This is a genomic window from Streptomyces sp. BA2 (genome assembly GCF_009769735.1).
Lineage (GTDB): Bacteria > Actinomycetota > Actinomycetes > Streptomycetales > Streptomycetaceae > Streptomyces.
On sequence record NZ_WSRO01000002.1, the window covers coordinates 3,155,173 to 3,174,326 of the forward strand.

At 70.5% G+C, this 19,154-nt stretch carries 22 protein-coding genes and 1 tRNA gene; 11 read left to right on the plus strand and 12 right to left on the minus strand.

The window, feature by feature from the left end:
* The first annotated feature begins 59 nt into the window (after positions 1-59).
* Positions 60-509, plus strand: coding sequence for a DoxX family protein (locus E5671_RS16950; RefSeq protein WP_160504817.1), 450 nt, complete (start codon positions 60-62; stop codon positions 507-509).
* 137 nt (positions 510-646) lie between these two features.
* Here E5671_RS16950 and E5671_RS16955 read toward each other — a convergent pair whose 3' ends face one another.
* Complete coding sequence (locus tag E5671_RS16955) at positions 647-1,216, minus strand: superoxide dismutase family protein (protein WP_160504818.1); 570 nt, start codon at positions 1,214-1,216, stop codon at positions 647-649.
* 240 nt (positions 1,217-1,456) lie between these two features.
* Between E5671_RS16955 and E5671_RS16960 the strand changes: the two genes are divergently transcribed.
* Positions 1,457-2,125, plus strand: a complete 669-nt coding sequence (locus E5671_RS16960) for a VTT domain-containing protein (RefSeq protein WP_160504819.1) — start codon at positions 1,457-1,459, stop codon at positions 2,123-2,125.
* Positions 2,126-2,130: 5 nt separating this feature from the next.
* On the opposite strand, the gene E5671_RS16965 is transcribed toward E5671_RS16960, so the two are convergent.
* Positions 2,131-2,388, minus strand: a complete 258-nt coding sequence (locus tag E5671_RS16965; protein WP_160504820.1) for a DUF2277 domain-containing protein — start codon at positions 2,386-2,388, stop codon at positions 2,131-2,133.
* 143 nt (positions 2,389-2,531) lie between these two features.
* Between E5671_RS16965 and E5671_RS16970 the strand changes: the two genes are divergently transcribed.
* Both E5671_RS16970 and E5671_RS16975 read left to right on the plus strand, forming a co-directional pair.
* Positions 2,532-2,879, plus strand: coding sequence for a hypothetical protein (locus E5671_RS16970; protein WP_160504821.1), 348 nt, complete (start codon positions 2,532-2,534; stop codon positions 2,877-2,879).
* Between the two features lie 40 nt (positions 2,880-2,919).
* Positions 2,920-3,225 carry a hypothetical protein gene (locus E5671_RS16975; protein ID WP_160504822.1) on the plus strand — a complete coding sequence of 102 codons (306 nt, stop codon included), beginning with the start codon at positions 2,920-2,922 and terminating at the stop codon, positions 3,223-3,225.
* Positions 3,226-3,318: 93 nt separating this feature from the next.
* Here the strand turns inward: E5671_RS16975 and E5671_RS16980 are convergent, their stop codons facing one another.
* Positions 3,319-3,612 carry a DUF4179 domain-containing protein gene (locus tag E5671_RS16980; RefSeq protein ID WP_160504823.1) on the minus strand — a complete coding sequence of 98 codons (294 nt, stop codon included), beginning with the start codon at positions 3,610-3,612 and terminating at the stop codon, positions 3,319-3,321.
* Between the two features lie 298 nt (positions 3,613-3,910).
* Between E5671_RS16980 and E5671_RS16985 the strand changes: the two genes are divergently transcribed.
* A complete protein-coding gene (locus E5671_RS16985; protein ID WP_160504824.1) occupies positions 3,911-4,276 on the plus strand; it encodes a cupin domain-containing protein in 366 nt (121 codons plus the stop codon).
* Between the two features lie 213 nt (positions 4,277-4,489).
* Positions 4,490-4,975, plus strand: a complete 486-nt coding sequence (locus tag E5671_RS16990) for a response regulator (RefSeq protein ID WP_160504825.1) — start codon at positions 4,490-4,492, stop codon at positions 4,973-4,975.
* A gap of 135 nt (positions 4,976-5,110) precedes the next feature.
* Here the strand turns inward: E5671_RS16990 and E5671_RS16995 are convergent.
* Positions 5,111-5,182: transfer RNA gene (locus E5671_RS16995), tRNA-Val, on the minus strand.
* Between the two features lie 439 nt (positions 5,183-5,621).
* Here E5671_RS16995 and E5671_RS17000 point away from each other — a divergent pair.
* The 4 genes from E5671_RS17000 to E5671_RS17015 all read left to right on the plus strand — a co-directional run bounded on the left by E5671_RS17000 (position 5,622) and on the right by E5671_RS17015 (position 9,315).
* A complete protein-coding gene (locus E5671_RS17000) occupies positions 5,622-6,947 on the plus strand; it encodes a hypothetical protein (protein WP_202122006.1) in 1,326 nt (441 codons plus the stop codon).
* Positions 6,948-7,032: 85 nt separating this feature from the next.
* Entirely contained in the window at positions 7,033-7,617 is a 585-nt protein-coding gene (locus E5671_RS17005; protein ID WP_160504826.1) for a DUF4383 domain-containing protein, read from the plus strand.
* 55 nt (positions 7,618-7,672) lie between these two features.
* Positions 7,673-8,332 (plus strand): bifunctional 4-hydroxy-2-oxoglutarate aldolase/2-dehydro-3-deoxy-phosphogluconate aldolase, encoded by a 660-nt coding sequence (locus E5671_RS17010; protein WP_160504827.1) that lies wholly within the window; start codon positions 7,673-7,675, stop codon positions 8,330-8,332.
* On the plus strand, positions 8,329-9,315 hold the full coding sequence (locus E5671_RS17015) for a sugar kinase (RefSeq protein WP_160504828.1): 987 nt from the start codon (positions 8,329-8,331) through the stop codon (positions 9,313-9,315). Before E5671_RS17010 ends, E5671_RS17015 begins: the two co-directional genes overlap by 4 nt.
* Positions 9,316-9,508: 193 nt before the next feature.
* On the opposite strand, the gene E5671_RS17020 is transcribed toward E5671_RS17015, so the two are convergent.
* From E5671_RS17020 to E5671_RS17035, 4 genes are all read right to left on the minus strand, one after another.
* Positions 9,509-9,727, minus strand: coding sequence for an FmdB family zinc ribbon protein (locus tag E5671_RS17020; RefSeq protein ID WP_160504829.1), 219 nt, complete (start codon positions 9,725-9,727; stop codon positions 9,509-9,511).
* Positions 9,728-9,903: 176 nt separating this feature from the next.
* Positions 9,904-10,722, minus strand: a complete 819-nt coding sequence (locus E5671_RS17025) for an HAD family hydrolase (RefSeq protein ID WP_443032637.1) — start codon at positions 10,720-10,722, stop codon at positions 9,904-9,906.
* Positions 10,719-13,220 (minus strand): phosphoribosyltransferase domain-containing protein, encoded by a 2,502-nt coding sequence (locus E5671_RS17030; protein ID WP_160504830.1) that lies wholly within the window; start codon positions 13,218-13,220, stop codon positions 10,719-10,721. Before E5671_RS17030 ends, E5671_RS17025 begins: the two co-directional genes overlap by 4 nt.
* A 72-nt stretch (positions 13,221-13,292) precedes the next feature.
* Complete coding sequence (locus E5671_RS17035) at positions 13,293-14,459, minus strand: HpcH/HpaI aldolase/citrate lyase family protein (RefSeq protein ID WP_160504831.1); 1,167 nt, start codon at positions 14,457-14,459, stop codon at positions 13,293-13,295.
* A 181-nt stretch (positions 14,460-14,640) separates the two neighbouring features.
* On the opposite strand from E5671_RS17035, the gene E5671_RS17040 reads away from it, so the two are divergent.
* Positions 14,641-15,528, plus strand: coding sequence for a TerD family protein (locus tag E5671_RS17040; RefSeq protein ID WP_160504832.1), 888 nt, complete (start codon positions 14,641-14,643; stop codon positions 15,526-15,528).
* A 103-nt stretch (positions 15,529-15,631) separates the two neighbouring features.
* Here the strand turns inward: E5671_RS17040 and E5671_RS17045 are convergent, their stop codons facing one another.
* The 4 genes from E5671_RS17045 to E5671_RS17060 form a co-directional block, all read right to left on the minus strand.
* Positions 15,632-16,375, minus strand: coding sequence for a TerD family protein (locus tag E5671_RS17045; RefSeq protein WP_160504833.1), 744 nt, complete (start codon positions 16,373-16,375; stop codon positions 15,632-15,634).
* Between the two features lie 148 nt (positions 16,376-16,523).
* Positions 16,524-17,669, minus strand: a complete 1,146-nt coding sequence (locus tag E5671_RS17050; RefSeq protein ID WP_160504834.1) for a DUF475 domain-containing protein — start codon at positions 17,667-17,669, stop codon at positions 16,524-16,526.
* Between the two features lie 64 nt (positions 17,670-17,733).
* Positions 17,734-18,309: a TerD family protein gene (locus E5671_RS17055; RefSeq protein ID WP_160504835.1), complete on the minus strand. Its 576-nt coding sequence runs from the start codon at positions 18,307-18,309 to the stop codon at positions 17,734-17,736.
* Between the two features lie 147 nt (positions 18,310-18,456).
* Positions 18,457-19,032 carry a TerD family protein gene (locus tag E5671_RS17060; RefSeq protein ID WP_160504836.1) on the minus strand — a complete coding sequence of 192 codons (576 nt, stop codon included), beginning with the start codon at positions 19,030-19,032 and terminating at the stop codon, positions 18,457-18,459.
* Positions 19,033-19,154 lie beyond the last annotated feature (122 nt).

Genomic DNA, 19,154 nt, shown 5'->3' on the forward strand with positions numbered 1-19,154 from the left:
TCCCCTAACCTTGGGCCTCCGCTCGGTTACCGTCCCCAAAAACCGAAGGAGTCCCCCACATGACTGGACGTCTCAACAGCGCCCAGCCCTACGCCCTCGGGCTGTTCCGCATCGTCATCGGCCTGCTCTTCGCCTGCCACGGCGCCGCCTCGCTCTTCGGAGTGCTCGGTGGCGCGGTCGGCGGCGGCACGATCGACGCGGGCACCTGGCCGGGCTGGTACGCGGCCGTCATCCAGCTGGTCGGCGGCGGCCTGGTCGCCCTCGGCCTCGGCACCCGCGCCGCGGCGTTCATCTCGTCGGGATCGATGGCGTACGCCTACTTCAAGGTGCACCAGCCGGAGGCCCTGTGGCCGATGCAGAACGGCGGAGAGGCCGCCGCGATCTTCTGCTGGGCCATGCTCCTGCTCGTCTTCACCGGCTCGGGCGCTCTCGGCCTCGACCGGCTCTTCGCCTCGCGCGGTGAGAGCGAGGACAAGGCGGCGTCGGAGCGGACGCCGGTGGCCGCCTGACGCGGACGCGCGCTCAACGCCCGCTGTGTGACGGCGCCCTCTTCCTCGTACGCGTACGAGGAAGAGGGCGCCGTCACGTGTCAGACCCCGCCGCGCACCAGCCCCTCGCGCTCCGAAGAATCAAGTGAGCGACGGCTTCAGTGAGTGGGGAGGAACGGCACGGTGAAGCACGCCACCCGGTCCCCCGCGCCGCCCTGTTCGCGGTGCAGCACGACGGATCTGGCCTCGCCCGGCCGGAACTCCCAGTCATGGCGGGCCGTGGACGTGCCGGAGCCGTCACCGCCCGGGGTGAAGTCCAGCCAGACCTCGTTCTCCGGGTTCACGTAGGCCGGGTCCTCGGAAGGCTGGACCGGGTCCTGGCGGTTCTGGTAGTGCCCGCCGGCCGCGGCCGGGTCGGCGGCGCACGGCTTCTGGTGCACATGCGCGCCGTACGCGTGACCGGACTTCATCCCCTTCACCCTAAGGGTGACCTCCATGTCGCCCGGTTTGCCGCGCTGGTCGATCTCGATCTGTGAACCGACGGGGACGAGTTTCGTGTCGTACGTGATCGCCCACGAGTACATGGAAGCCGTGGGCAGCGCGAACCGCCCCACGACCCGCATCTCGTAAAAGGGCGCGCCCCCGCCGACCGCTCCCTCGTTGACCGCGCCACCGCCCGCCGCGAGCACCGCCGTCGCCACGGCCCCGGCGAGCATCCCTGCCACCATCGCCCCACTCCTTCCGAACCGATCTCTCCGTTGATGACTCTGTTGCTACGGGACTTCGGCGCCGTATGCCCCATCGAAGGCGGCAGCCGGGTGAACGTGACGTAGCGAACATATGAGCCCCCCGTGGATCTCCGGCGGAGACCGCGGCGTACGCTGTAGAGCTGTCACCAAGCCGCCCCTGCCGCTCCCCCGCGACGTCGCGGCAGCAAGCCGTCGACCGGGGAGTTACGGGGAATTTCGGTGCTTGAGAGTCTGGGCTCACTGACCAGCAGCCCATGGATCTACGCGGTGGTCGCACTCTCCGTGCTCTTCGACATCGTCGTGCCCGTGCTGCCGAGCGGGGTCCTCGTCATCACGGCGGCCACCGCGGCGGCCGCGGCGGGCACGGGCGCGCAGAGCGTTCCGCACGCGGTCCCCGACATCCTGATCCTGCTGCTCTGCGCGGCCACCGCCTCCGTACTCGGCGACCTGGCCGTCTACCGCCTCGCCTGGCGCGGCGGCGAGCGCCTGGACCGCGCCATCGCCCGCTCGCGCCGCCTCACCACCGCGCAGGAACGACTCGGCACGGCGCTCTCCCGGGGCGGCGGCGCCCTGGTCGTCATCGCGCGCTTCGCCCCGGCGGGCCGCTCGATCGTCTCGCTCGCCGCGGGCGCGGCACATCGCAAGGTGCGCGAGTTCCTGCCGTGGTCGGCCTTGGCGGGCGTGGCCTGGGCCGGGTACAGCGTCGCGCTCGGCTACTTCGGCGGGCAGTGGCTCGGCGCGACGTGGCTGGCCACGGGCGTCTCGCTGCTCGCGCTGTTCGCGGCGGGCGCGGGGGCGGCGTTCTTGGTACGACGGCCGCGTACGGCTGCGGCGGCGGCTACGACTGCGGCTGCGGCTGCGGCTACGACTGCGGCGGCTACGAACTAGGCCGATCAGGCCGCCGGGGCTTCCGCGGGCGCCTGGTCGGCTGCCCGCGGCTTGGCCCCGCGCACCTCGATCCCGGCGAGCAGCTCGGCGGTGGCTTCGGCGACCGCGTCCACGGCGCGGTCGAAGACTTCGCGATTGTGCGCGGCCGGGGCACGGAAGCCGGAGACCTTGCGCACGTACTGGAGCGCGGCGGCCCGGATCTCCTCCTCGGTGGCGTCTTCGGGGATGGCGGGCGGACGGAGCGTCTTGATGCTGCGGCACATGCTTACAGCTTGCCGCGCGTGGGGGGCGGGCGTGAAGTCGTACGTTCACCCCCGCATCAGGCATGGCGACCGGCGTGGCGACTCTCGCACTTCAGGCGTGGCGACTCTCGCACTCGAAATTCGAACAGGAGTAGCATTACGGGGTGCCTGCAACCCCTGCATACAACTTCCCGAGCGACCTCCTCGCGGGCCAGGAGGAACTGCACCAGGTCCGGGCCGAACTCCTGGCCCTGCTGAAGCGGCTCCCCTGGTCGGTCACACCCCTCGACGGCTTCAGCGACGACCACGGCTGGCGGAAGGTGGAGCGCCCCGCCTCGCCGGGCTGGACACCGGACGAACAGGCGGAGGTCGAGAAACTCCGCGCGCGGGAACGGGAGTTGGCGGTGTTCGTCACTTGTCACCGCTTCTGGGACGAGGTGTCGGGACCCGACGCGGTGGCGGCTCGCGCACGGCTCAAACACATCCACGAGAAAGTCATTGACACCGGGTGACAGCGGGCGTTGACTCCCCCTACGCCAAGGAGGTGCTGCCATGAATGTTCTGTTGGTCGTCCTGCTCCTTGCACTGGTGGGCCTGGGTTTCAGCCAGCCACTTCTGTGGCTGGCCGCTGCGGCGCTGGTCTTCTTCATGGTCCAGCAGTACGACCGCGGGGGCTCGGGCAAGAGCAGCGGAAGCGGCGCGGGCGCGGCCCCGGGTGGCGGAGGCGGCGGCGGGGGCGGCGGGGGCGGCGGCGGAGGCGGCTACCCCAAGACCTACCGCGACTACCGCATCCGCAAGGAACGCCAGGAGCGCTGGGACCGCAGGTACCGCCGGACACACCCGGGTTCGGGCCGCTGAGCGGGGCGGCCGCCGTCCCGCTGAGCGGGAGTGCCGCCCCCTGAGCACCACGCCTGAGACCTCCCGGCCCCCCCGGTACATCACCCCGGCGAGTCAGCCGACCGGCTGGCCGGCGGGAAGCCCCCCGAGCATCGAGACCGCCCCCTGCGCCACCTTGTCGACCTTGGCGGTGACAGCCGCCGGGTTGTCCGCTCTCAGCTCCCCGGTGGCCGGGTCCACGGCGGCCCCGCCGAGGAGGTCCCCCAGGCCCTGCGTGGCGTTGGCGGCGGGGTCGAGCATCTGCATCTCGCCGCCGGCGGACGGCTGCGTCGCGGCGAACGCGGGAGAAGCGGCCCCCAGAGCGAGCCCGACACCGACGACACCAGCGGCGGCCTTGGCAATCTTCACGAGGTGTATCCCTTCCGGCAGGGCCCAACGGCGGCACGACGGTCGCCCACCCGAAGCGTCCGGACGGACCGGACACTCACACAGCCCTTGCCTGACTCTCCAACTCACCCAAGATCCCCAAGGTTCTGAACGACCACCCGATCGATTCCGGAAGCTCGAAGCCCCCAGGTGGCGCCCCCGGGTTGACGGGCAGACGATGGAATGAAGGGGTCGGCTGGTGACGGCGTCGGCCGTGGACCCCGCGGCGGCGACAACTGACTCCGAGATTGCGGGCATGGCCCGAACGGAGGAAGTTGTCATGATCGAGGTCAAGACGGTCGAAAAGCCGGACGAGCGCCGCGATTTCCCCCACGGTCACCTCGAAGCCGTCCATCTGACAGGGCTGGACTTCGCCGTGGGCACCTTCGAGCCCGGCTGGCGCTGGTCCGAGTCCGTGGCCCCGCTCGCGGGCACCGAGAGCTGCGAGATCCACCACAACGCCTATGTCGTCGCGGGACGGATGCACATCCGCATGGACGACGGGGGCGAGGCCGAAGTCGGACCGGGCGACGTCTTCGTGTGCCCGCCCGGACACGACGCCTGGGTCGTCGGCGAGGAACAGGTCGTGGTGTACGACTTCGCTGGAGGCATGGCGCAGGATTACGCGAAGGCGGCGCAGGAGTAGCGCCCGTCAAACCGTGGCGCTGAGCACCACCCGCCCCGGGCCCCGCACCGAGCAGGTGCGGGGCTTCTTCTCTGTTACTGCCGATGCATCTGAGTCAGCGGAGGCGAAGGGGACAGCCGTCGTGAACCCAGGAATCAACCATCTGAGGTGACGAACGGATTCTCCAACTCGACTTCGGCATACGGTGGTTACTGAGAGAGGGGGCTCAGGTCCATGCCGACCAAATCCGCGATCCTCGTCGTCGATGACCACAAGGACACCCTGTTCGCGCTGGAGAGCGCGCTGGCCCCTCTCGGCTACCCGCTGGTGAGCGCGACCAACGGCGACGACGCCCTCAGGGTGGTCCTGCGCGGGGACGTCGGGCTCATCCTGCTCGACGTGCGCATGCCGGGCGTGAGCGGCCTCGACGTCGTTCGCTACGTGCGCCGTCTCGACCAGACACGTGGCATACCGATCGTCCTGCTGACCGGTTTCGACGTCAGCCGCGAGATCGCCGCCGCGGCCTTCCTGCTCGGCGTGGCTGACGTAGCCCTCAAGCCCATCGATCCACTGACCCTGCGCACCAAGGTCCGCTATCTCTTCGACACCTACGAGCAACTGAAGTCCATGCAACAGGAGATCGACGACCTGCGGACCCAGGTGAAGGACGGCTCCATAACCTCTGCCACGGTCGACCCGGCAGAGCAACACCAAAGGTGACGTACATCCCATGATCGCGTGGGGGTGTGGCCTCTTAGATGTGGCCTCTTACGTGGACTTCGAGAACGAAGAGACCCCCCAACCGATCACGGTTGAGGGGCCAACAACAGGCTCTGGCCTGCTACCTGTCCTCGGTGGGCGCGGACGGTTTCGAACCGCCGACATCTGCCTTGTAAGGGCAGCGCTCTACCGCTGAGCTACGCGCCCGGGATGTTTCGACAGCCTACCTTGCCTGTGGCCCCGGGCCGCAAACCCATAGGGGGCGGCCAGCGGGGCGGTGGATGTTTCCGTTCCCCGCGACAGTGGTAAGTCCGCACCTGGTGTCCGCCCGCAGCGAAGACGGCGAAGTCGCGGTGCGCAGCGCGAACTAACCGGCCCGTGTGTTCGTCATTAACCGGTGGGAGAATGTGACACCGGGCAAGGTGGATGACAGCACGGGAGAGGGATAGTGACGGCGACACCTTCGCAGCCGTACACGCCGGACGCGTCGGGCAGATCGAGTGCCTCAGCAGTGCCGGACGAGGATGTACGTAGCTGCGGGAGCGTGCGGCCGCGTACCCGCCCGGACCGCCCGCGTTCCCGCCCGGACCGGCCACGTGCCCACCCGGACCGCCCGCTTCCCCGCCCGGACGACCCCCGGGACCGCCTGAGCCCGCTCCGCGACGCCCTGGCGCTCGCCCTCCTGCCCCTCCCCCTCCTCGCCCTCACCCTCCCCGCCGCCTTCGCCGGCGGCGGCACCCGGCGGTGGTTCGGCGGGCGCGGGGAGAGTGTGCGGGCCGATGCCCAGGCCGCGAAGGACGCGGCGGCCGCCGCCTTCTACGAGCTGGACACCGCCCAGCGGGATCTGCGGATCTCCATCGAGACCATCGTCGCCGTCGACTCCACGCCCGCCGCGCAGCGTGCCGTCTCCGACTTCGAGGCCATCGGGCGGCGGATCGACGAGGTCAGCCACCTGTACATCAGCGCGGTGGACGCGCACGACCTCGACCGTGACGATCTGGACGCCTCCGTCGCCGCCCGTGCGCGCACCGAGCTCACCCAGGCCAAGGGCGAGCTGGACAAGGCCAAGCAGGATCTTGACCGCTTCCAGCAGGGGCTCGGCCCGCTGCTCGACAAGGCGGAGACGCAGCTCGCCCGGCTCGCGCCGGCCGTGGAGCGGGCCCGCCAGACCCTCCTCGCCGCGAGCAACGCCCTCGATGCCGTACGAGGAGCCGGGCTCAAGGCGGATGACCTGGCTGCCCGCCTCGCCGCCCTCGGGCCTGAGCTGACCAAGCTCAATCAAGGCGCCGGCCAGCACGGCGTGCCGGAAACGCTGCAGCGCGCCGACCGCGTCCTGCGGGACGCCGAGGCCGTCCGTGCCGAGGCAGAGCGGCTGCCGGAGCGGGCCGCCGAGATAGACCGCCGCCTCGTCTCGCTGCGTACGCGCGCGCAGGCGCTCACCACCCGCAGCGGCCAGGTCGACCCGGTTCTCAGCGAGCTGCGGCGACGCTTCACGGCCGCCTGCTGGCAGGACCTGCAGCGCGTGCCGGACCATGCCGCGGAGAACGTACGGCAGGCCGAGGTCAAGCTGAAGGAGGCCCGGCAGGCGCGCGAGGAGCAGCGCTGGCCGGACGCCACATCGCTGCTCTCGACGGTCCGCGCGCTGCTGAACGCCACGGACGAGGCGGTCTCGGCCGCCGGCGACCGGCTGCAGCGGCTGAACGCCGTGGCGAAGGACCCCCAGCACGAGATCGAGCGCACCCGCTTCGCGATCCGCGACGCCCAGCGCCTTGCCATGGCGGGGCGCCAGACCCCGGAGCAGCGGCACGCCCGCCCGCTCGACGAGTCGGTGGCCCGCCTGGACCGCGCGGTGGCCTCCCTGGAGGGGCGCCACCCGGACTACTGGCACTTCCTGACCGAGACCGAAGCCGTGCGGCAGGCGGTGGCCCGCGTGGTCACCCAGATCCGGGAGGAGCGGGGGCAGGGGGCCTAGGAGCGCCCGGGTCAGCACCTCTGCTGGCGGTCCGCGCCGCGCGGGCGGATCCTGGAGGTACGTACGCCGACGTCGGGAGGCGGACATGGCCACGCACGTACTTCACCCAGGGGCGAAGCGGCCCAGGCGGCGCGTCACGCTGAACGAACACCTGCCTGTCGACCACCGCCTCAGCACGGTCTATCGCGTAGGCGCGGGTCTGATGGGGCTCGTCCTGCTCGCGTTCGGCATCCTCGGCCTGATCGACAAGGTCGGCTTCTTCGACACCGGGGGCGACACCGTCGCGGGCCTGAACACGAACGGCGCGCTCAGCGTCCTGTCGATCTGCGTCGGGCTGCTCCTGTTCGCCGGCATGGTGATCGGCGGCAACTTCGCGTCGACGCTCAACATGGTCCTGGGCTGCGCCTTCATCCTCAGCGGCTTCGTGAACCTCGCCCTGCTGGACACCAGCTTCAACTTCCTCGCCTTCCGCATCCAGAACGTGCTGTTCAGCTTCGTGGTCGGCGTCCTCCTGATGGTCTTCGGGATGTACGGGCGGGTCGGCTCGGCCCTGCCGCACGACAACCCGTACTGGCGGGCACGCCACCCCGAGCAGGTGCGGCACGCCGGGCGCGGGCGTGGAGGCAGCCGCCCTGAGCCCAGGTCCAAAGTCCCGGGCACTGAGACCTAGGCCTGTGTCCTGAGCCCTGAGCACGCACGCTGAACCCCTGTGCGAGCCTTGGTCCATGTTGTCGGACCTCACCACTGCCTTCAGTTCAGCCCTGCGGAACCAGCGCCTGCTCGCCATCGTGCGCGGCACCGACGCGGAGGCCTCCTTCCGCACCGTCATGGCGCTCGTCGAGTCCGGTGTGCCGCTCGTCGAGGTCTCCCTCAGCGGCGCCGACGCCCTCGGTGTCCTGCGGCGGGCGCGCGCCGAGCTGGGCGGCGCGGCCTGGCTGGGCGCGGGCACGGTCCTCACCTCGGACGACGCGCGACGAGCCGCGGACGCGGGGGCCAATCTGATCGTGACGCCGGGGCTCGGAGCCGGGGTGGACGAGGCGCTGCGTCGTGAACTGCCCGTAGCCGCCGGGGTGTTGACCCCCACCGACGTGATCGCCGCGAGCGCGGCAGACGCCACCGCGCTGAAGATCTTCCCCGCTTCGGCGATGGGCGGCCCCGCGTATCTCAAGGCGCTGCGAGCCCCCTTCCCCGACCTGCCCTTCGTACCGGTGGGCGGCGTGGACGCGGCCGCCGCCGAGGAGTACCTGGCGCTCGGCGCGGTCGCGGTCGGCGTCGGCTCCCCGCTCGTGGGGGACGCGGCGGACGGCGGCGACCTGGACGCGCTGCGCAAGCGCGCGGCGCAGTTCGTGGCGGTCGCGGGGGCAGCGGCGGGAGCAGGCCGATGAGCGGCACCACGACCCCGGTCGTGACGACCGACGTCCTCACCCTGGGCGAGACGATGGTCGCCCTGCGCGGCAGCGGCCCGCTCAAGCTGGGCGGTTCGATGGACGTGTCCATCGCGGGCGCCGAGTCGAACGTGGCGATCGGTCTCGCGCGCCTCGGCCACGCGACGCGGTGGGCGGGCGCGGTCGGCGATGACGAGGCGGGCGAGCTGGTGCTGCGCACGCTGCGGGCCGAGGGAGTCGACGTCTCCGGCGCGACCCGTGATCTGGACGCGCCCACGGGACTCATCCTCTTCGAACCGCGGCTTCCCGAAGTGACCCGCGTGCACTACTACCGTGCGGGCTCCGCCGGTTCACGCCTCACGGCGGCCGCGGTCGAGGGCGCCTTCACCTCGCCTGGCGTGCCCCGCGTACTGCACCTCACCGGCATCACCCCGGCACTCGGCCCTTCCGCCCTGGCCGCCTGCCGCCGCGCCCTCGAACTGGCCGGGGAGCACGACACGACGGTCTGCCTCGACGTCAACTTCCGCTCGCGGCTGTGGAGCGACGAGGAGTCCTCGGCGGTCATGCGTTCCTGGATTCCGTACGTCGACGTCCTCATCGCGTCGGACGACGAACTGCCGCTGTGCGTACCGGAAACGACAGCCTCCGGTGAAGCCCAAGCCCTGGCCAAGGCGCTCCTCGCGCGGGGCGTGCGCGAGGTCGTGGTCAAGCTCGGCGCCGACGGTGCGACCGCGTACACCGCCGACGGCGAGCTGTACGCGCCGGCGCGCCCGGTGCGGGCCGTGGACGCGGTGGGCGCGGGGGACGCGTTCGTCGCCGGGTATCTGTCGGCGCTGCTCGACGGGGAGGACGTGACGGGACGCCTGGACAGGGCCGTGACCACGGGCGCCTTCGCCGTGGCATCGCACGGAGACTGGGAAGGCGCGCCGACGCGGGCGGAACTGGGTCTGCTGGGAGCGGGCCCGGGAACGGTGGTCCGCTAGCGCCTCGCGACAGCAGGGCCCGGGACCGTGATCCCACCAACGCCACACGGCAACAGAACCCCGGAGCACAGTCCCACCAACGCCACGCGGGAGCAGGCCCCGGAACCGCAGTCCTGCTAGCGGCCTCGGCCCGTTCTCGCCCTCGCTCTCGTAGCGGGCCCCCTGAAGCAGGCCCGCCCCGCCAGCCGTCCCCCTAGCCGCAGCAGCCCCCGCCACAGCAGCCGCCTCCGCCTCCGCCACGCGGGGCGGGGGTGGGCGACGAGGTCGAGCCCCCTACCGCCACCGTCGACAGCAGCTTCACCGTGTCCTCGTGTCCGGCGGGGCAGGCCGCGGGGGCGGCGGACTCGGCCATCGGGCGGCTCAGCTCAAAGGTGTCGCCGCAGGAACGGCAGCGGTACTCGTATCGGGGCATGGGCCAAGGCTAAGCGGTCTGGGGGAAGTGGAGTGCGTTTCCGCGTCGTTCAGTGCGTGCTCCGGTGTGCCGGCCGGAGGCCCTCGTACCCCGAGGCCTCTCAGCGGCAGCGGATCAGCCGGGGCGCGCGGCTTCGGCAGAAGGGCCCCCACGCCGCAAGACCAAGGCTCAGCTGCTCAACGCCCTGCCGCCGCAAGGAACCCCCGCAGGATCTCCTCCCCCGCCGCGACCCCCCGCTCCTGCAGCACCGTGAGCCCCGGTGCCGTCCAGCCCGTGTCCGCCAGTTCGCCGTGGCCCGGCCGCCAGGAGCGGTCGGCGGCGAGCAGCAGATCAGCGTCGAGGAGCGAGTCACCGGCGGCGAGGATCTCGTCCGCGTCGATACGGCGGGCCACCTCGCGCACCGCCGCGCTCTTGGTCAGCGGCTTCGGTACGGCGTAGATCTTGCGGCCCTGGAGCGAGACGGTCCAGCCGCGCTCCTCCGCCCACACGGCGAGCTCCTTGACCCACTCCTTCGGCAGCAAGGAGCGTTCGACGACCAGATAGGCGAAGAGGTCCTCGGCCACCCGCTCCTTCAGGAGCCAGGCCGGGTCGGCGGTGCGCACCATGTACGCGCGGACCTCGTCGAGCGTGGCGCACTCCGCGGCGAGGCGGCGGTCGACGCCCGCCCGCCAGCCGGGGTCGGAGACCCCGTCGACCAGCAGGTGCCCGCCGTTCGCGCAGATCGCGAACTCCGGTGCGGGGCCGGGCAGATGGATGCGGCCGTACTGCTCGCGCGTCCGCGTGGTCGTCGGCACGAAGACCGAGCCACGGCCCACCTCGTCAAGGAGCCCGGCGGCGGTCTCGGTGACGTACGACAGGGGCTTGCTCTCGTACACCTCGACGCACAGCAGGCGCGGCGCCTCGGCGTCGGGCATGGTCAGGCCGAGGGCTGCGGCGGAGTAGATGAGGGTGCGGTCGAGGTCGCTGGCGACCAGCACGGTGCGGGGAGTGCTCACTTGGAGGCCACCGCCTTGCCGTCCGTGCCGGTGGCTCCGCGTGTGAACTGAGGGTGGATCAGTCCGACGCAGGTGTAAGGGAGTTCGGCTACCTCCTCGACCGGCACGCCGCGCTGCTCCGCGAGGAGCCGTACGTGGTCGAGGTCGGCGCCCGCACCCGCGCGCGCCAGGATCTTCCAGGGAACGCGGCGCAGCAGCACGCGCGTCGTCTCACCGACGCCCGGCTTGACCAGGTTCACGTCGTGGATCCCGTACTCCTCACTGATCCGCTCGACGGCGGCCCAGCCCTCCCAGGTCGGGGCCCTGTCCGCCGAGAGCAGCTCCTTGGCCTGGGCGTCCACGGCGTCGGCCACCTCGTCGAAGCGGGCCGTGATGGCGTCCAGGAAGTCGAGGGAGAGGTCGCCGTCGGCGAGCTCGCGGTAGAACTTCGCGCCGTGGAAGTCGTCAGGGCCGACGAGGTCCGCACGCAGGACCGTGCGCGATATCAGCCCGGACACCGTCGAGTTGAGGCAGGCCGAGGGGATGAGGAAGTCCTCGCGGGTGCCGTAGGTGCGGACGCAGGAGCCGGGGTCGGCGAGCACGGCGATCTCCGGGTTGAAGCCAGCCGGACCTCCCGCCTCCTCGAACTCCCTTACCGCGTCGGCGAGTTCACGCGTGATCGCCCCCTTGCCCGTCCAGCCGTCGACGAAGACGACGTCGGCCGCGTCGTGGTGGGCGGCGAGCCACCGCAGCGCGTTGGCGTCGATGCCCCGGCCGCGCACGATCGACACGGCGTAGTGCGGCAGGTCGAGGCCGTGCCGGTGCCGCGCCCAGCGCCGCATCAGTACGCCGACCGGCGTGCCCGCGCGGGCGAGCGAGACGAGGACGGGGCGAGGTGAGCGCTCGGCGAGCACGGTCTCGGTGACGGTGCCGACGGCCTGCGCGATGCGGGCGGCGGAGGTGCCGAGCGCCGCGCGGAACAGCTCTTGGTACTGCGGGCTCGGCTGGTACTCGACCGGCAGCGACTCGGCGTAGTGCGCGCCACCGCTCTGTATCGCCTCCTCGCGCTCCTCGGTGGGCGCCTCGAGTCGCACGTCCGAGAGGTCCTGGAGCAGCCAGCCGACGTCTTCGGCCGCGTACGAGGAGAAGTCGGGGCCGCGGAGGGGCTCGGGCAGCATGGAGGGCCTTTCGGGGGCGTGCTCGGGGAGACGCACAGGGGCTTGCTCGGGGACGTACGAGGGCACGACGGCAAGCAGCACCTGTGGGGCGTGCGCGGCGAGCTGCACCAACAGGCCGTCGGGGGCGTGGAGTTCGGGGCGGTCGGCCATGGAGTCGACCACGATGACGATCGCGTTGAAGTCACCGCCCGCGACGTTGTACGCGTACCTCTCGCCGGGTCCGTCGGCGGGGTCGTCGTGGGCGGGGAAGACGAGGCGGCTGCGGATGGCGTAGCCGGGGTCGTCGACGGCGAGGACGGGCGAGCGGGTGGTGGTGGAGTACCGCACGTCCGCGGTGCCGGTGGGCAGCCGCTCCTCCAGCGCCATGCCGAGGGCCAGCGGCGCGTACATCAGCTCCTCGAAGCCGAGGACGAGGACGCGGCGCGGCGAGACGCCGGGAACCCCGGCGCTCGCGAGAGCCGGAGCCAGCGCTTCCGCGATCCGGTCCGCCATCCCCGGCAGCGCCGCCTCCAGCGCCGCCCGGTGCTCGGGGGTGAAGCCGTGGCGCCCGCCGTCCGGCACTCCGGCGGGCCAGCCGAGGTCGACCCGGGTGACCGAGCCGGCCTCGCGGCGCGGGGCGGGGAGCGCCGAAGCCTCGTACTCCTCGACCAGTGCCTGGCCCTTCTCCAGGACCCCGTCCGGCAGGCTCACCGTGCCGGACGCCGTCGTGATCAGGTCGACCCGCGCGCCGATCTCCCGGGCGAAGGCGGCCAGGCGGCCCTGGTCCTGCGGGGAGCGCATGTCGACGAGCGCCACGATGACGTACCGCTCGCGCGGGTACAGCTCGTGCAGGGCGCGGATGGTGTTGAGGACGGTGTTGCCGGTGGAGAACTCGTCGTCGACGAGGACGAGCGGGCCGTCCCTGGTGAGCAGCCGGGGGTCCTCGGGGAGCAGCAGGTGCGAGGTCGCGTGCGAGTGGGACTCCTCGAAGCCGCCGGCCCTGCGCACCGAGTCGACCGGACGGCGCGTGGAGTGGAGGTAGGGCGCGAGGCCGATGCCGTCCGCGACGCAGTGGCCGAGGCCGGTCGCCGTCTCCGCGTAACCGAGCACGACCGCGCGCCGGGCCTCCGCGTCGCCCAGGAGCGCGCGCACCCGGACACCGAGGTCGCGCCCCGCCGCGTACACGACGGACGGGAGCTGCGGCACATGCTTGCCGAGGACGTTCGACACCAGGAGGTGCGCCCGCTTCGGGTTGCGGCGCAGGGCGAGGCCGAGCAGGTCGCTCAGCCCCGCGTCTCCGGCCAACTCCACACCGAGCCGCTCGGCGACCCACGTCCCTGACCACACCACGTCGTCGTTCACAGTCCTCGCACAGTCCTTACGTTCACTCGCACAGTCCTTACGTTCAGCCGGAGAAAAAGAGAGACCCGGTGGTCAGTCGGAGAGCCCGGCGGTGAGCAGCTCCACGAAGCCGATGTCCTCGCGCGCGACGCCGAAGACCTCGGCGCGCTGGAGGGTCCTTTCGGCCCAGGCGCGGTGCGGCTTCACTTCGTTCATCTTGTTCGTGTACGCCGAGCGCATGACCCCTCCGCCGTCCCGTTCCGGGCGCAGGATGTCCTCGGCGTCGCTGAACTCCTCGTGGCTGACGACCGAGAGCGCGTGCACGGGCAGCACGTGCGAGGGGTGGATGCAGGTCTTGCCGAGCAGGCCGTTGGCCCGGTCGAGCTCGATCTCGCGCAGCAGCCCGTCGATGTCGTGCTCGATGAGTGCCTGCCGCAGCTCCTCCGCCCGGCCTTCCAGGAAGGGACTCCGGCGCAGCTGCGGCTTGAACATCCTCTCCTGGACGCGGAAGTACTCCCACACGGGGCCGGTCACGGTGAAGCCCGTGCCGTCGGCCCTGCCGAGGTGATTGACCACGTCGGCGATGACCGAGGCCACGATGTGGACGTCGTACGCGGTCATGTGCGGCGGCCTGCGCAGTCCGTACGCCGAGCAGAAGTCGGTGACGCCGAGCCGCAGCGCGAGCACCCGCTCGCGGTACTTGTCGACGGTGCGGGCGATCCCGGCGAGGGCCTCGGCGCGGCTCTCCAGGTGCAGCAGTTCGGGCGATTCGAGGACCGGCATCGCGAAGAGCCGGCGGCCGCTCGTGGCTTCCGCCACGGCGAGCGACTCCAGGAAGGCGACGCCTCGCTCCTCGGTGAACTTGGGCAGTACGAATCCGGACAGCAGGCGGATGCTGGGGCCGAGGCGGGCCGCCAGGTCGGCTATCTGTTCGGGGGCCCGGACGCGTACGAAGAGGAGCGGGGGCTCCGCGCCGTCCCGCTCGGCGAGGTCGGCGAACTGTCTGACCAGGTTCTCCTCGGCGCCGATGACCTCCGCGTCATCGATCGAGTCCTCCAGGCAGAGCACCATCGAGATCACGCCACGCCCGGCCTGCTTGAGGATGTCGTCGGCGAGGCGGGGGCGCGTGGCAGGGCTGTAGAGCGTGGCTCCCAGGGCGGCGGCGAGCAGACGCGGGGAGGAGTCCGCGGTGAAGGCGCACGGCTCCCGATGGAAGAGACGCTGTCGCACCTCTGGGGCGATATGCCCGAAATGACGCATGATTTCCCCTGTACTCGTCGGCGCGATCCGACGTGATGTGGCCGGTAATAGTACGTAGGGACGGGTGTCAAGGGTTCCCCATGGGCATGAAATTCAGGTAACCCGGCCATGTCAGACACACAGGCCACACACCGTCACCCCCGCGTTGTCCCGTCCAAACCCGGGAAGGCAGGATGACCGCATGACGCACGCGATGTTGAAGGGGTCGAACGTCCCGCTCGAAGCCACGGCAGTCCGCGCCGTGCTGCGCTGGACCCCTGGTCAGGGCGTCCCGGACGTCGACGCGTCGGCTCTGCTCCTCGGCGCCGACGGCCGCGTGCGGTCCGACGAGGACTTCGTCTTCTACAACCAGCCGCGCCATCCGTCGGGCAAGGTCTGGCGGCTCGGCAAGAAGCGCGTCTCCCAGGGCCTCTCCGAAGGCCTGACCGACACGATCCAGACGGACATGGCGAGCCTGGATCCCGCCGTGAGCCGGGTCCTGCTCGTCGCCTCCGCCGAGAACGTCGCCTTCGAGAACGTACGCGCGCTGCGCATCCTGCTGTACGACGCCGGCGCGGGCGAGGCCGAACCGCTCGCCTACTTCGACATCACCCCGCAGACGGGCGCCGAGACGGCCCTGATCTGCGGCGAGCTCTACCGCCGCGGTGACGTCTGGAAGTTCCGCGCCCTGGGTGAGGGCTACCTGAACGGCCTGGAGGGTCTCGCCGGGGACTTCGGCATCTCCGTGGACGAGTCCGAGGCGGTGCCCGAGCCGACGACCGAGGCCTCGCTCCCGCAGCCGTATCCCCAGCGGCAGCCGCTGCCCGAACCGGCCACGCAGGCTCCGGTTCCGCAGGCTCCTGCTCCGCAGCCCTTCCCCTCCCCTGCCCCGCAGCCCGCGTACGGCTACCCTCCCGAGCCCCCGCGCCACCAGCCCGCCCCGCAGCCGTCCTACGGCTACCCGCAGCCCGCGCCCGCTCATGCGGCGCCGCTCCCGCAGCCTTCGTACGGCTATCCGCAGCCCGTGGCCCCGATGCCCGACCCGAACTTCCAGCTGCCGCCCCAGGGCCCGCAGTTCCTCGCACGCTGAGGACGCGGGACAGGCGGGACAGGCGCGGCAGCCGCGGCAGGCGGGACACGCCGGGCACGCCGAGCGCACAGGGCCGTTCAGCACGCTGGGCACCCGGCGGCGTTCAGGCGCGGCCCGCGTTCGTCTTGTAGCCCCGGCCCCACTGCAGCCCCCAGCCGTACAGCCGGTCGAGCTCGGCCTGGAAGCCGTACACGAACTTCACCTCGCGGCGCACGACCAGCTCGCCCTTGACGTTCTCCAGCGTGAAGACGGCACAGGAGCGGGCCTGCGGCTGGCGCTCGTCCAGGTCGATCTCGATCCGCGGGCCGTTGCTGGGGTAGAGCGTCACCTTGGCGTGCGTGCGGTCGAAGGCCGGCGTCTGGTCGTATATGTAGGCGAAGAACAGCAGCCGCTTGATCGACTCGCGGTGGTCGAGGTTCACGTAGATCGTCTCGCCGGACGGCGAACCGAACCGGTCGTCGCCGCTGAGCTTCACGTACGGCGGGGCGTTCAGGCTGCCGAAGAAGCTGCCCAGCGGCTGTACGACGCCCTTGGTGCCTTCCACCGTCTCGTACAGACAGCCGAGGTCGAGGTCGACGTTGACCACGCCCTGGGTGTGCGCCTGCACCACGTCGGGCTGGAACATCCTGAAGGGGTGGCGCAGCAGGCCGCCGCCCTTGGGCTTGCCGATGATGTCGGACGTACGCATCTGCCAGGAGAGGTTGACCCGGAGATTGCCGGTGGCCGCGCCCTGTTTGTTGAGCGAGACCGTCGGGTTCCGCTTGGTGAGTTCGATGGAGTTGGTCGCCGCGCTGCCCGACTCGTAGTCCATCGAGCGCCCACGCCACAAACCGTCCCAGAAGGACATCGCCGCCCCCAAAAAAGTGCCGGAGCCCCATGGGCCCCTTACGAATGCCACGGGGCGGCCAGGAGGACTCGTCCTCGATGGCCGCCCCGCTCAGAAGCGTTCCTCACTCGGCCCCGCGTCACACTCCGGGAACGGGTCGGACTCTCGGTCAGACGCCGGAAGGCACCTCGGACTTCTCCGAGCCCGAGCCCTTGCCCTCCGCTGCCGCGAGTCGCTTGTTGCGGCGGACGGACGAGATGAAGGACCAGAGAATCAGGATGACACCGACCGAGCCCGTGATGACCTCGTGGATCTCGTACTGGATGGTGACGAGGAGGATCACGGCGAGGGCGCCGATCGCGTAGTGCGCGCCGTGCTCCAGGTAGACGTAGTCGTCCAGGGTGCCCTGGCGGACCAGGTAGACGGTGAGGGACCGGACGTACATCGCGCCGATGCCGAGACCGAGCGCCATCAGGACGATGTCGTTGGTGACGGCGAAGGCACCGATGACACCGTCGAAGGAGAACGACGCGTCCAGGACCTCGAGGTACAGGAACATGAAGAACGCGGCCTTGCCGACCATGACGACGGCAGGAACCTTCTTGCCGCTCCTCCTGGCCTCTTCCTCCTGCTCGTGCTCGCGCTCCTCCTCTTCCTCGATCTTGCTCTCGAAGAAGCCGGATAGGCCGCCCACGATGAGATACGTGATGAGTCCGGCGACGCCGGACAGCAGCACCGTCTCCGCCTTGTCCACGTGTGTCCCGCCGTGCTGGTGGGCGTGGGTGGCGACGGTCATCGCGGAGATCATGAGCACGATGAGCGCGACGCAGGCCGACAGCATGTCGATCTTGCCGAGCTTGGCGAGGGGGCGCTCCAGCCAGCCGAGCCACTTGATGTCACGGTCCTCGAAAACGAAGTCGAGGAAAATCATCAACAGGAACATGCCACCGAACGCGGCGATCGACGGGTGAGCGTCGGTCACCAGCTGCTGGTACCGGTCCTTGTCGTTGAGCGCGAGACGCACAGCCTCGATCGGGCCGATCTTGGCGCTGATGGCCACGATCGCGACGGGGAACACGAGCCGCATGCCGAAGACGGCGATCAGCACACCGATGGTGAGGAAGATCTTCTGCCAGAAGGCACTCATCTTCTTCAGGATCCCGGCGTTGACCACCGCGTTGTCGAAGGACAGCGAGATCTCGAGGATGGACAGGATCGCCACGACCCCGAAACCTGTCCACCCCCCGTAGAACACCGCCGCGACCAGGCCGAGCGCGGTAACCGCGAACGACCAGCCGAAGGTTTTCAGAAGCACTGGCTACCCAATCGTGTGTGTACGGGCTCCCGTTTAGCGGTCTCCCCCGCGCCGGTCCCCTGCTTTACGAAACATTGACCCCGAAGTCTAGAGCGATGCCCCGCAGACCTGACGCGTACCCCTGCCCAACGGCGCGGAACTTCCATTCGCCGCCGTAGCGATAGACCTCGCCGAAGATCATCGCGGTCTCCGTGGAGGCGTCCTCGGAGAGGTCGTACCGCGCGAGCTCCTGGTGGTCGGCTTGATTGACCACGCGGATGAAAGCGTTACTGACCTGGCCGAACGCCTGGCCGCGATTGTCCGCGTCATGGATCGAGACAGGGAAGACGATCTTGTCGCAGGTGGCGGGAACCTTGGAGAGGTCGATCAGGAGCGACTCGTCGTCCCCGTCACCCTCACCCGTGAGGTTGTCGCCGGTGTGTTCGACAGAGCCGTCCGGGCTCTTGAGGTTGTTGTAGAAGACGAACCACTCGTCGCCGAGAATCCGGCCCGAGTTGCACATCAGCGCGCTGGCGTCGAGGTCGAAGGGGGCTCCGGTGGTGGAGCGCGCGTCCCAGCCGAGTCCGACCAGGACCTGTGTGAGGTTCGGTGCGGCCTTGGAGAGGGAGACGTTGCCTCCCTTGGCGAGCGTGACGCCCATGATGTGGTCCTCCCCGTGGTTCGAGAGCAAGATTCCCCGGTCCCCCATGGTTCGGGAGCAGTGCCCGGGAGCAGGAGTTTTGAGCGCGTCCGGCGCCGCACTCGTGGTGTGCGGCGCCGGACGACAAGGCGGAGGGCGTTACTCGGCTCAGACGTTGACGCCGAAGTCCTGCGCGATGCCGCGCAGGCCCGAGGCGTAGCCCTGGCCGACGGCGCGGAACTTCCACTCCGCCCCGTTGCGGTACAGCTCGCCGAAGACCATCGCCGTCTCCGTCGAGGCGTCCTCGGAGAGGTCGTACCGCGCGATCTCCGCGCCGCCCGCCTGGTTCACGACGCGGATGAACGCGTTGCGGACCTGGCCGAACGACTGCTGGCGGGTCTCGGCGTCGTAGATCGAGACCGGGAACACGATCTTGTCCACGTCGGCCGGAACGGCCGCCAGGTTGACCTTGATCGCCTCGTCGTCGCCCTCGCCCTCACCGGTGGTGTTGTCACCGGTGTGCTCGACGGATCCGTCCGGGCTCTTCAGGTTGTTGAAGAACACGAAGTTGCCGTCGCTGCTGACCTTGCCCTCGGCGTTGGTCAGAATGGCGCTGGCGTCGAGGTCGAAGTCCGTACCGGTGGTGGTGCGGACATCCCAGCCCAGGCCGACCAGAACCGCGGTCAGGCCGGGCGCCTCCTTGCTCAGCGATACGTTGCCGCCCTTGCTGAGGCTGACTCCCACAAATCCTCCCAATTGATGTCCAGGGGCGGGGAGCCCCAGTCGTGCTTGCCATCGGATCAACGAGTGGATCCTAGTGACCGGTTCCCGGCTGCCACAGGCTCTGCACCTGAAGAAACACAGGG